We start from the raw sequence: 12565 nt of genomic DNA on the forward strand, positions 1-12565 counted from the left end.
CGTTCGCACAAGGGCTGCAAGAAGCCCTGTCGAGTCAACCGCAGCGCGGTGCCCGCCCCCGCAGGGGCCGCACCCACGCGGCAGCCCACACCCCCCGGCTTCCGGGGCCACGGGCCTCTGCTCGGCAAAACACCACCGACCGGTACCGGCCCACCCCGAATGAGGCCCAACCCGCACGCGAGCGGCACAAGGCCCACGTCGGAACAGCCGCCCCAGTAGGGAACGCCCCGCCCACAGGCGGCGCACCCGAACAGGAACTGGTCGGATGGCATCCCATGACGGGATGACTCTTAGGCGAGCTCGAACTGTGGGAGCAGGTCGACCTCGTTGGGGCCGGGCGCGGTGAACACCGTTGCGTGCTCGGCGGCCGGGGTGTACCGCTCCAGACCCTGGAAGATCAGCTGGCGCGGGTTCTCGGCGCGCACCTTGAGGATCTCCTCGTGCTCCATCTTCGCGCCGTAGGAGGCGTGCCCGAAGTTGGAGTGCTCGTTGAATACCATCCAGTCGAGCCCGTACCGGGCGGCTGCGTGGCGATCTGGGAGAACGCGTACTTGCCGTCGTGGCTGTAGACGCTGTGGACGCGGTGGTCGCCGACGAGGTACGCGAGACGCGGGCCGTCGTCGCCGAAGCCCCGCCCGGAGGCGGCGGCCGCAGGGGCCGCCGCCGCGGGAGCGAGGGTGAAGGCGGCGCCGAACAGGGCCGCTCGGCGCAGGAGCTGACGCCCGGACACGCCCTGGGCGTCGAGGTGTTCGGGGGCGACGGACGGATCGGCCCGGACGGGCAGGTGCCGCTCGGTCGTGGTCGCGTCGAATCCCCGGGACGTCAGTGGTTCATGAACTGGGAGACCGGCAGCGCCCGGTCCACGATCCGTACGTCACCGAGCCACCCGTGGTGGATCTGGTCGATCCTGCCCCCGTACTCGTAGCCGCCGAGCAGCCACGGCAGGCCGACCGAGGCGAGGCCGACGGCACGGGCGTTGGGATTGCGGGCGACGGGGCAGCCCTGGACGTACATCGTGGTGTGGCTGCCGTCGTTGACGACCGCCAGGTGCCACCAGGTCTCGCGTGCGGTCTCGTCACCCCAGTTGGTGACGATACCCTCCTGGTTGAGGGGCCGCACGGCCCACTGCGGTCCAGGGCCGTCGGACAGCGAGAGGGTGGCGAGCGGCTCGTCCGGATCGTCCTGCGTCTTGCCCGCCGCGCCACCCGTGCCGGTCCGGCTGACCAGGCCCGCCCAGGCGTTGTGGGACGCGTCCCAGTCATCGGGCACCTTGTAGAACGCCTCGATGGTGTAACCGCGCGAGAACGTCGCGGTGTTGAGCGGGGCGCCGTCGACCGTGCGCAGATAGGCGCCGCGCAGCGGTGACTTGTACCCCTGGAAGCGCAGGCTGCCGTGCCCCGGCTGGTCCGGGTGATGGTCCGACGACCAGGTGAGAGAGCCGTCCAGGACGCTGACGACGGTCAGGTCGTTGCCGCGGCCCGACAGATCGCGGACCGTGCCGTTCACGGCCGCGCCGTCGTCGTGGCCGTCGAAGCGCCAGTACGCGACGGTGCCGCGGACCAGCATCTGGGAGGTGGGCCGCGCGGGGCGGGGAGGCACGGGGGCGAAGCCGGAGAAGCGCTGCTCGAAGTCGATCGCCACGGAGAACCGGTCCTCGGGGCCGGTCAGTTCGATCTCCTGCCGCTCCAGTTCGTTGAGCCCTTCGGCCGCCCGTCCCAGGATCCACGGGGAGATCGTCTCGACGTCGATGGTGTCCCGGTCGAGGTCGAAACGGTAGAGGCGGATCATCGCCGCGCCACCGTAGTACCGGTTCTGGTAGTTCGTCAGGTGCAGGTGTACGTCGTTGCCCGCGGCGTTCTTCCTGGTGGCGCGGGCGGCGGGCCAGAAGTGGCCGTTCAGGGTCAGGAAGATCTGGTCGTGGTCCGCGATCAGCTGGTCCCAGAGCTGCTCCCCGTACGACGAGAGCGCGTCGTCCCCGTAGACCAGTTCGTGGGTGGTGAGGATGACCGGCGTCTTGGGGTGCTGGGCGATCACGTCCTTCGCCCAGGCGAAGCCCTGCGCCGACAGCCGCCAGTCGAGAGCGAGCACGAGCCACTCGCGGCCGCCCGCACGGAAGACGTGGTACGTGTTGTAGCCGTCGGGGGAGGAGCCGCCGAAGGTGCGCTTGCCCTTGAAGCGCTGCGGGCCGAAGGCGTCCAGGTACGGGGTGGGGCCGCGCTGGTCGTCGGTGGACGACCGGATGTCGTGGTTGCCGGCGAGGACGCTGTACCCGACCCCGCTCCGGTCGAGGAGCCCGAACGCCTCGCTCGCCGCGTCGAATTCGACGGCGGCGCCGTTCTGCGTCAGGTCTCCCAGGTGGGACAGGAAGACGATGTTCTCGTCCTTGCCGTGCTCCAGGATGTAGCGCAGTGAGGCCTTGATGGGGGCCGGGTTGATGCTCGGCCCGTCGAACAGGTACTGGGTGTCCGGCATCACGACGAGAGTGAAGCGCCGGTTTTCGGAGTCGGGGCGCCAGCGGCTCGCCGTCGCCGTCGCCGCCTCGGCGGTGGCCGGCAGGGCGACCCCGGTGGTGGCGGCGGCGCCGAGCAGCGCGGTGGCCCGCAGGAAGCTCCGTCTGCCGGCTCCGGCCTGCGCGGCCTCGCCCTGGGCGTGGTCATGTGAAGTACACACGTGTGCTCCGTGAGAGGTGTTGGAGGAGGGGAAGCGCGGGGGTTCAGAGGGTGCGCAGCGTCCAGCTCCAGCGATGGACGCCCGGTGCGACGAGATGCGAGGGCGGGACGTCGGGGCCGCAGCAGGCCGTGCCCGGCCCGCGGTGCGCCCCGTCGATGTGCACCACGCGGCCAGAGCGCGGCTCCGGCTCGTCGTGGTGTGCGACCGGGTCCTCGGCGTGGACGGGGGTGTCCATGGTCGAAGGCCGGTGGAGGGTCACGGAGACCTGGCGCGGCTCGTCCAGTACGACGGTGAGACCGGTGGCGTCCGGTGCGGACAGCGTGAAGCGCCGTACGCCGTGCCGGACATCGCTCTCCTGCGGCCGCGGGCAGGAGGTGAAGAACTCGTCCACGGGGACGGAGGGGTGGCCCACGGGCGCGCCCGCGTTCTGCTCGGGGCACGGCTCGTGCCCGGACCACCCCGGCACGTCGAGGCCGGCCACCGTCTCGAAGACGGAGCCGACCCGCGCCACGTCGTCGAACTGTTCGGGCAGCTCCGCCTGTTCCTCGACGCGGATGCCGCCCTCGAGGGAGGTGAACACCTGCCGGTGCCGGATGACGCCGACCGCGCCGGCGTACTCGGCGAGCACCGTCACGCGGGCCTCGTCGCGCTGGACGGAGACGACCTTGCGGACGAGCGCGTCCAGGCCCCACGACCCCAGGTATGGTGCGGCGCCGCCCGACGCGTCGCCGGCGGGCGCCCGCCACAGCCACAGCACGGGGGCGGCGGCCAGCAGCGGATGGACGAGCAGCCCCTCCGCGTCGACCCGCACGGGACCCTCCGCCGCGGGCTCCGGAGCCATCCGCAGCCGTACCTGCGGCGCGCACAGCTCCGTACCGCGCGGCGCCCACGGCATGTCCTCAGCCGTGGTCACCCGCAGCGTCAGCCAGGCATCGCCGCCGTCGCGCGGCAGCAGGAACGGCAGCGGTGCCGCCGCCGTCTCACCCGGCCGCAGATCGGGCAGGTCCATCGGTGCCGTCAGGGTGCGGCCGTCGTCGAGCACCAGCTCCCACCGGCCCGACAGCCAGGCCAGGCTCCGGGAGCGCTGCTGGTTGGTGAGGACGATGCCCTCGTGCTTGTAGCGCTCGATGCCCACCGGGGCCGCGATCTCCGGGTGCTCGTGCACCGCCGGCTCGGACGCGCGGTCGGGGAAGACCACACCGTCCGCGACGAACGCGCCGTCGTGCACCGCGTCGCCGAAATCGCTGCCGTACGCCCAGCGGTGACCGGGCGTGGCGACACCGTTGTCGTACAGATCGGCGCTCGCGCGCCCGGCCGGTCTTCCGTCGCTCACGCGCAGGAGAATGCCGTGGTCCCAGAACTCCCAGATGAAGCCGCCCTGAAGACCCGGGGTGGCCTCGATGGCGGCCCAGTGGTCGGCCTGTGTGCCCGCGGCCCCCTGCCGGAGCGGTTGATTACTGCGCAGAAACGCGCGTGGAAGTGATTGAAGATGACGAGTAGTGTTCATGGCGTGCTGGCGGAACAACGTCACCGACTCATCCTGCGGGCCCTGCGCTCCGGCGGCCCCGCGGCCGTGACCGACCTGTCGGAGCAGTTGGGCGTCAGCCCCGCCACCGTCCGGCGGGACCTGGTGAGACTGGAGGAGTCGGGCCTGCTCACCCGCGTCCACGGAGGCGCGGTCGTGGAGGAGGGCGACCAGCCCTTCGCCGAGGTCGCCGCGGTGCGCGTGCCCGAGAAGGACTCGATAGCCATCCGGGCCGCCTCGATGGTCCAGGACGGCGATTCCGTGCTGCTCGACATCGGCACCACCGCCTACCGGCTGGCCCGGCAGCTGCGCGGCCGCCGGCTCACGGTGATCACCAGCAATCTGGTGGTCTACGAGGAGCTGGCCGACGACGAGGGAATCGAGCTGGTGCTGCTCGGCGGCACGGTCCGCCGCGAGTACCGCTCCCTGATCGGCTTCCTGACCGAGGACAACCTCCGCCAGCTGCACGCCGACTGGCTGTTCCTCGGTGCCAGCGGGGTGCGGCCCGGCGGTCAGGTGATGGACACCACGGTCGTCGAGGTGCCGGTCAAGCGGGCGATGATCAAGGCAAGCGACCGGGTCGTCCTGCTCGCCGACTCGGCGAAGTTCCCGGGTACCGGGATGGCGAAGGTCTGCGACCCCCAGGCACTGGACGTGCTGGTGACGGACGCGCCCGTGGACGCGGCGACCCGCTCGTCGCTTCAGGAGGCGGACGTCGAGGTGGTCGTGGCAGGAGAGGTGCAACCGTGCAGCTGACGATTCTGGGCGGCGGCGGGTTCCGGGTGCCGCTCGTCTACGGGGCGCTCCTCGGGGACCGAGCCGAGGGCCGGGTCACCCGGGTCGTGCTGCACGACCTGGACGCCGGGCGGCTGTCGGCCGTGACCCGGGTGCTGGCCGAGCAGGCCGCGGGCGTGCCGGACGCGCCCGGGGTGACCGCCACCACCGACCTCGACGAGGCGCTGCGCGGCGCCGACTTCGTCTTCTCCGCCATCCGGGTCGGCGGCCTCGAGGGACGCGCCGACGACGAGCGGGTGGCGCTCGCCGAGGGCGTCCTCGGCCAGGAGACCGTCGGCGCGGGCGGTATCGCGTACGGGCTGCGGACCGTGCCCGTCGCCGTCGACATCGCACGGCGCGTGGCCCGGCTGGCCCCGGACGCCTGGGTCATCAACTTCACCAACCCGGCGGGACTCGTCACCGAGGCCATGTCACGCCACCTCGGCGACCGCGTCATCGGCATCTGCGACTCCCCGGTCGGCCTCGGCCGCCGTATCGCCCGGGTGCTCGGTGTCGCGAGGCCGGGCGAGGCCTTCATCGACTACGTCGGCCTCAACCACCTCGGCTGGGTGCGCGGCCTGCGTGTGGCCGGCCGCGACCGGCTCCCGCGGCTGCTCGACGACCCGGAGCTGCTCGGTTCCTTCGAGGAGGGCAAGCTCTTCGGCGCCGACTGGCTGCAGTCCCTCGGCGCGATCCCCAACGAGTATCTGCACTACTACTACTTCAACCGCGAGGCCGTCAGCGCCTACCGCGCGGCGGAGAAGACCCGCGGCGCCTTCCTACGCGATCAGCAGGCCCGGTTCTACGACGAGGTGAAGCGGCCGGACGTGTCCGCCCTGGCGGTCTGGGAAGGCACGCGCGCCGAACGGGAGGCCACCTACATGGCCGAGAACCGGGAGGCGGCGGGCGCCGGCCAGCGGGACGCCGACGACCTCTCCGGCGGCTACGAGAAGGTGGCCCTCGCCCTGATGCGGGCCATCGCCCGCGACGAGCGCACGACCCTGATCCTGAACGTGCGCAACCGCAGCACGCTCTCCGCCCTCGACGCCGAGGCGGTCATCGAGGTGCCGTGCCTGGTCGGCGCCGATGGCGCACACCCGCTCGCGGCCGACCCGCTCCCCGGCCATGCGACCGGCCTGGTCTGCGCGGTCAAGGCGGTCGAGCGCGAGGTGCTGTCCGCCGCCGAGTCCGGCTCCCGCGCCACGGCGGTCAAGGCCTTCGCCCTGCACCCGCTCGTCGACTCGGTGAACGTGGCGCGCAAGCTGGTAGACGGCTACACCTCGGTTCACCCCGGCCTGGCGTACCTCAGATAAGCGCTTCCGTCCTCTCCTTGGAGACCCCCATGCACGACGAACGCCGCCGGATCGAGGAGCGCGTCGCACGCCTCCACAACCAGCGCATCAAGCCCGCGATCTACGCGGCCTCCGTACCTTTCGAGGTCGAGGCATGGCAGGCACCGGGGGAGCCGGTGCCCTTCGAGGAAGCGGCCGCCGCCTCGTACACGCCCTTCGGGATGGGCACCCCCTGGGGCCCGCCCTGGGGCACCACCTGGTTCCGGATGCGGGGACAGGTCCCCGCGGAGTGGTCGGGCAAACGGGTCGAGGCGGTCATCGACCTCGGCTTCGTGGGCGACTGGCCCGGCAACCAGGCCGAGGCGCTGGTCCATCTGACCGACGGGACGCCGCTCAAGGCCGTCAACCCGCTCAACCAGTACGTCCCGATCGCCCACCCGGCCGCGGGCGGTGAGGAGATCGACTACCTCGTCGAGGCCGCCTCGAACCCCGACATCCTGGCGAACGGCTTCGCGGCCCCGACCCCGCTCGGCGATGTGCTCACGGCGGGCGACCAGCCGCTCTACACCTTCAAGCGCGCCGACATCGCCGTCCTGGACGAACAGGTCTGGCATCTCGACCTCGACCTCCAGGTGCTGCGGGAGCTGATGGTGGAGCTCGGCGAGCACGAGCCGCGCCGGCACGAGATCCTGCACGCCCTCGACCGTGCGATGGACGCCCTCGACCTCGACGACATCTCCGGCTCGGCGGCCGCCGTCCGTGAGGTGCTCAGGCCCGTCCTGGCCAGGCCCGCGCACGCCAGCGCCCACATCGTCTCCGGAGTCGGCCACGCGCACATCGACTCCGCCTGGCTGTGGCCGATCCGGGAGACCAAGCGCAAGACGTCCCGCACCTTCTCCAACGTCACCTCGCTCGCCGACGAGTACGAGGAGTTCGTCTTCGCCTGCTCGCAGGCCCAGCAGTACGAGTGGGTGCGCGACAACTACCCGCGGGTGTGGGCGCGGATCCAGGAGGCGGTGAAGAAGGGCCAGTGGGCGCCGGTCGGCGGCATGTGGGTCGAGGCCGACGGCAACCTGCCCGGCGGCGAGGCCCTCGCCCGGCAGCTCGTCCACGGCAAGCGGTTCTTCATGGAGCACTTCGGCATCGAGACCAAGGGCGTCTGGCTGCCGGACTCCTTCGGTTACACCGCGGCCTACCCGCAGCTCGCCAAGCTCGCCGGCAACGAGTGGTTCCTGACCCAGAAGATCTCCTGGAACCAGACGAACAAGTTCCCGCACCACACCTTCTGGTGGGAGGGCATCGACGGCACCCGCATCTTCACCCACTTCCCGCCCGTCGACACCTACAACGCCCGCTTCAGCGGCGCGGAGATGGCCCACGCGGTGCGCAACTACCAGGAGAAGGGCGGCGCCACCCGCTCGCTGGCGCCCTTCGGCTGGGGCGACGGCGGTGGCGGTCCCACCCGCGAGATCATGGAGCGGGCGCGGCGTCTGAAGGACCTGGAGGGTTCCCCGAAGGTCGTCGTCGAGCACCCCGACGCCTTCTTCAAGGCCGCCCGCGAGGAGTACCCGGACGCCCCCGTCTGGGCCGGCGAGCTCTACCTGGAACTGCACCGTGCCACGTACACCTCCCAGGCCCGCACCAAGCAGGGCAACCGGCGGTCCGAGCACCGGCTGCGCGAGGCCGAGCTCTGGGCGACGACGGCGGCCCTGCACGCGCCCGGTTACGTCTACCCGTACGCGAAGCTGGACCGGCTGTGGAAGACGGTGCTGCTCCACCAGTTCCACGACATCCTGCCGGGTTCGTCGATCGCCTGGGTGCACCGGGAGGCGGAGGCGGAGTACGCACGGGTGGCCGGGGAGCTGGAGGAGCTGACGGCCGACGCGGTCGCGGCGCTGGGGCCCGGCGCCACCCGTGTCTTCAACACGAGCCCCTACGACCGCGCCGAAGTGCTCCGTACGGCCGAAGGCGCACCCGCGTACGTGGTGGTCCCGGCGGGCGGCAGCGCGCCCCTCACCGCCGCCGAGCCCCCCAAGCCCGTGGTGGCCGGCGGCCGCGTCCTCGACAACGGCCTGGTCCGCGTCGAGGTGGCCGAGGACGGGACGCTGTCCTCCGTCCGCGACCTGCGTGCGGACCGCGAAGTCCTCGCCGGCCGGGGCAATTTGCTCCGGTTGCACACCGACCTGCCCAACCGCTGGGACGCCTGGGACATCGACAAGCACTACAAGAAGCGGTACACGGACCTGTTGGAAGCGGACTCCGTGACGGTGGTCGAGGAGGATCCGCTCGTCGGCGCGATCCGGGTCGAGCGGAGCTTCGGCCGGGGTTCGAGGATCACCCAGACGATCACCGTCCGCGCGGGCAGCCCCCGTGTCGACTTCGAGACCGAGATCGACTGGCACGAGGCCGAGAAGATCCTCAAGGCGGGCTTCCCGGTGGACATCCGGGCACCGCACTCCTCGGCGGAGATCCAGTTCGGCCACGTCCAGCGGCCCACCCACACCAACACCAGCTGGGAGGCGGCCCGCTTCGAGGTCTCCGGGCACCGCTGGGTGCACATCGGTGAACCCGGGTACGGCGTCGCGGTCATCAACGACTCGACGTACGGGCACGACGTCTCCCGCACGGTCCGCGAGGACGGCGGCACGACGACCACGGTCCGCCTCAGCCTGGTGCGCGCCCCGCGCGTCCCGGACCCCGGGGCCGACCAGGGCAGGCACAGCTTCACCTACTCGCTGCTTCCCGGGGCGGGCATCGAGGACGCCGTGGCCGAGGGCTACGCGCTCAACCTGCCGCTGCGCGTGGCGGATGCGGCGGGTGCGCCGGAACCGGTCATCTCGGTGGACGGCGAGGGCGTGACCGTCGAGGCGGTCAAGCTCGCCGACGACGAGTCCGGTGACGTCGTGGTGCGGCTGTACGAGTCCCGGGGCGGCCGGGCCGCCGGCACCCTGCGCACGGGTTTCCCGCTCGGGGAAGCGCAGGTCACCGATCTTCTGGAGCGCCCGCTCGGGCAGGTGGACAGCGACGGGAACGGCTTTGTCCCGGTCCGGCTGCGGCCCTTCGAGATCCTGACGCTCCGTCTGAAGAGGGCCGGCGCCCGCCGGTAGAGACGGTCACGGGGCGGGCTCCAGGCTCAAGCCCGGAGCCCGCCCCGCACCGAAGGCTGGGTCGGGCCACTTACCGGGAGGGCGGGGGTGCCCGGTTCGCCGGGCGCCCCCGCCCCCGCACTCAGCCGGTGAACCCGGCGGTGATGGAGGTGAACTGCCAGTTGTTCTGGCTGATGCCCGAGCAGTTGCTCACCACGCCGCCGCCCGCGCACGGCCGGTCGCGGTTGACCGCCCAGAAGGCCAGCCGGGCGATGTGGTGGGAGTTCGCCCAGTCACGGATCTGGGTCCAGATCGCCGGGGTGGTGTTCTCCTGCTGGTCGGACAGTCCGTTCATGCCGGAGATGCCTATGTGGGAGTAGGCCGTGGCGTCGTCCCAGCCGAAGGTCGACTTCAGCTTGGCCTTCAGGCCTTCGGCCGCGTTCACCGTATTGCCGTACATGTCCGAGCCGCCGCCGAAGTCGAACGGCATGATGGTGAACACGTCGATGTTGGCGCCGAGCGACTGGGCCTGCTCGATGAGCCGGTTGCCGTAGTAGGTCGGGCCGGTCGTCGAGGTGCCGAAGGTGACGATGGTCTTCAGGCCGGGGTTGTTGGCCTTGACCGTCTTCAGGGCGGTCAGGATCTTCGCCTGCACGGCCTCGTTCTCGAACTCGTCCGTGTTCTCGATGTCCATGTCGATCGCCTTCAGGGAGTAGGCGTCGATGACCTTCTGCAGAGCTCCGGCGAGCGCGCTCGCGGAGGAGCAGTTGGCACCGAGCTTGCTGCCCTGCCAGCCGCCGAACGACGGGACGATGTCGCCACCCGCGGAGCGGATCTGGTTGATGGCGCTCTGGTCGACGCCGCCGGTCAGCGCACGGCTGCCGTCCCAGGCGGGGGTGCAGCCTCCGGAGTCGAGCACGAAGGCCATCGTGAACCACTTGATGCCGGTCGCGCTCATCACCGTGCTCGGGCTCGGGGGATCGCCCCAGCCCTCGTACAGGTACGGCGCCGCCTGCTTGAAGCCGGTGCCGCCGCCGCTGCCCGCGTCCGTCGTGACCGACACGGAGTTGGAGGCCGCGGAGGTGTTCCCGGCCGCGTCCCTGGCCTTCACGGTGAAGGTGTAGCCCGTGCTGGGCGACAGCCCGCTGACCGTCGCGGACGTACCGGAGACGCTCAGCACCTGACTGAAGCCGCTGTAGATGTCGTACGCGGTCACACCGACGTTGTCCGTCGAGGCGTTCCACTTCAGCGACACGCTCGAGGAGGTCTTGCCGGTGGAGGTCAGGCCGCTCGGCGCGGTCGGCGCCTGGGTGTCGGAGCCGCCACCGCCGCCGGGTCCGTCCAGGCTGATGTCGTCGGCGTAGTACGTGCCCTGCGCGTACCAGCCGTGCACGTAGATCGTGGCGCTGGTCTGCGAGGCGCCGGTCGTGAAGGAGACGGTGAGCTGGCTGTACGCCGACGGGGACGTCGTCCAGGTCGAGGCGCCGCCGTTCACGCCGAGGTAGACGTAGCTGCCGCGGACCCAGCCGCTCAGGCTGTACGTCGTGTTCGGCTGGACCGAGACGGTCTGGGTGCACTGTGCGTTGTCGCTCGAACTCGGCGCGCCCGAAAGGGCCTTGGACCCGCCGTGCACGGGGCTGGAGACCACCGAGCCCAGATTGCCCGTGCAGGACCAGGGCGAGAGGCTGCCCGATTCGAAGCCGGGGTTGGAGAGGATGTTGGCCGCCTGGGCGGTCCCGGGGAGGGCGACCGCCCCGGCCAGCGCCAGGGCAGCGGAGCCGACGAGGGCGAAGAAGGCGCGTCTGGAGCGTCTGAGAAGTGTGCGCACGCGATCTCCCTGAGGGGGAAGGGGGGTTCGGGAGTGCAGAGAAGTGCTGAAGGGTGCACAACCAAGTTGGTATGGACCAATCCAAGTGTCAAGGCTTGGGCGCGGATTGGTCCATACCTCAGGCGGACCGCGCCCGACGGGCGCGCGAGGGGCGAGATCGTGCGGCGCTCCGGAAACAGGGGCGCGACGAGCCGCGATCCGGCCGCAGCCGGTGAACGTCCTACAGAGGCAGGGCCTCCGCCGCGGTGACGCCGACCGTGTCGACCGGCGCCGCCGCCGGCAGCACGGGAGCCTGCTCCGGCTCCTCCGTCCGTTGCTGGGGCAGTGTGACGGGGCGGACCGGCCGCGGCCCCGACACCACGGCGTAGTCCGTGCCCAGGAACGGCGGCACCACCTCGCCCGGGTCTTCGCCGAGGGCCAACTGCACTGCGGCCCAAGGGGCGTTGATGCCGCACAGCGAGAGCTGGTGCAGTCCGCCCGCCGGGCGCGTGTTGACATCGAGAAGCACGGGCTCGTCGCCGTACATCCGGAACTGGATGTTGGAGAGATGGTGCAGCCCGAAGCCCTCCGCCAGGCGCCGCGCCGGTGCCAGCCACTGCTCGTGCAGGGTGAAGCCCCGGCGGCGGCCGTTCTTGGTGCGGCCCACCGCCATGCGGATGCGGTTGTCGGGGCCGGTCAGGCAGTCGACCGACACCTCCGGCTCGTCCAGACGCGGCATCACCAGCCAGTCGACGGGCTCCTCGGCCTCGCGTACCGCCTGGACGACGAGGTCCAGCGGCACATAGGCGCTCGGGAAGCCGCTGAGATGCGCCAGCGAGAAGGGGGTGCGCGTGATGACGCGGAATCCCACGCCCCCCGCACCCGCCGCCGGCTTGAAGCACGCCCGGTGCCCGCCGACCTCGAGCTCCTCGACCGCGGCGAGGAGCTCGTCCTCGTTCGTGACCCGCCACCACGGAGGAACCGGGACCCCTATCGACTGCGCGGCCTGGTACGCCGTCGCCTTGTCGTGGAAGACCGCCATCGCCTCGGTGGGCGGCGCCAGCAGAGCCGTACCGGCGGCCTGGAACTCGGCACGGTGCCCGACGATCGCCTCCTGGTGCAGGCGGGGCACGAACACATCGATGGCGCGGCGGGTGCACTGGTCGAGGGCGTACTCGACATAGGCCGCCGGGGACAGCCCCTCCGGCTCCAGGTCGGCGGTGTCCGCCGCGGCCAGGACGGGCGAGTCGGGGTCGCCGTGCGTGGCATGGATCTCGACGGCTCGATCGCTGGGGTTTCTCCGCAGCTGATCCATGAAGAACACGTTCTCCGCGTACGTGCGGTTGAGCCAGACGCGTACGCGAGAGACCATGCAGGCCACCTTTCACGGTTCGCGGGCACGGCGGAGCAG

General features: G+C 71.4%; 6 protein-coding genes and 2 pseudogenes. 3 read left to right on the top strand and 5 right to left on the bottom strand.

The features are described from left to right. Nucleotides 1-293: 293 nt before the first annotated feature. The 3 genes and pseudogenes from ACWDA7_RS28060 to ACWDA7_RS28070 form a co-directional block, all read right to left on the bottom strand. A pseudogene (locus ACWDA7_RS28060) lies at nt 294-826 on the bottom strand (histidinol-phosphatase); the annotation flags it as partial. Next, nucleotides 823-2670 carry a LamG-like jellyroll fold domain-containing protein gene (locus ACWDA7_RS28065; protein ID WP_450607412.1) on the bottom strand — a complete coding sequence of 616 codons (1848 nt, stop codon included), beginning with the start codon at nt 2668-2670 and terminating at the stop codon, nt 823-825. The pseudogene ACWDA7_RS28060 and the gene ACWDA7_RS28065, both read right to left, overlap by 4 nt. Before the next feature lie 43 nt (nt 2671-2713). Beyond that, a pseudogene (locus tag ACWDA7_RS28070) lies at nt 2714-4099 on the bottom strand (beta-galactosidase small subunit-related protein); the annotation flags it as partial. An 81-nt stretch (nt 4100-4180) separates the two neighbouring features. On the opposite strand from ACWDA7_RS28070, the gene ACWDA7_RS28075 reads away from it, so the two are divergent. From ACWDA7_RS28075 to ACWDA7_RS28085, 3 genes are read left to right on the top strand one after another with little or no spacing between them, the layout of a single operon-like run. Beyond that, nucleotides 4181-4951, top strand: a complete 771-nt coding sequence (locus tag ACWDA7_RS28075; protein ID WP_450607414.1) for a DeoR/GlpR family DNA-binding transcription regulator — start codon at nt 4181-4183, stop codon at nt 4949-4951. After that, nucleotides 4942-6282: a 6-phospho-beta-glucosidase gene (locus ACWDA7_RS28080; protein ID WP_450607416.1), complete on the top strand. Its 1341-nt coding sequence runs from the start codon at nt 4942-4944 to the stop codon at nt 6280-6282. The genes ACWDA7_RS28075 and ACWDA7_RS28080 overlap by 10 nt, the downstream gene beginning before the upstream one ends. A 29-nt stretch (nt 6283-6311) precedes the next feature. After that, nucleotides 6312-9368, top strand: coding sequence for an alpha-mannosidase (locus ACWDA7_RS28085; protein WP_450607418.1), 3057 nt, complete (start codon nt 6312-6314; stop codon nt 9366-9368). A gap of 121 nt (nt 9369-9489) precedes the next feature. Here ACWDA7_RS28085 and ACWDA7_RS28090 read toward each other — a convergent pair whose 3' ends face one another. Both ACWDA7_RS28090 and ACWDA7_RS28095 read right to left on the bottom strand, forming a co-directional pair. Next, complete coding sequence (locus ACWDA7_RS28090) at nt 9490-11175, bottom strand: carbohydrate binding domain-containing protein (RefSeq protein WP_450607420.1); 1686 nt, start codon at nt 11173-11175, stop codon at nt 9490-9492. Nucleotides 11176-11395: 220 nt separating this feature from the next. After that, a complete protein-coding gene (locus ACWDA7_RS28095; protein ID WP_450607422.1) occupies nt 11396-12526 on the bottom strand; it encodes an ATP-grasp domain-containing protein in 1131 nt (376 codons plus the stop codon). Between the last annotated feature and the right edge of the window lie 39 nt (nt 12527-12565).

This window comes from Streptomyces sp. NPDC001156, assembly GCF_053598275.1.

Bases quoted from the DNA above. Each gene is read 5' to 3' on its own strand.
- ACWDA7_RS28085 (WP_450607418.1), top strand. From the start codon at position 6,312: ATGCACGACGAACGCCGCCGGATCGAGGAGCGCGTCGCACGCCTCCAC.
- ACWDA7_RS28095 (WP_450607422.1), bottom strand. From the start codon at position 12,526: ATGGTCTCTCGCGTACGCGTCTGGCTCAACCGCACGTACGCGGAGAAC.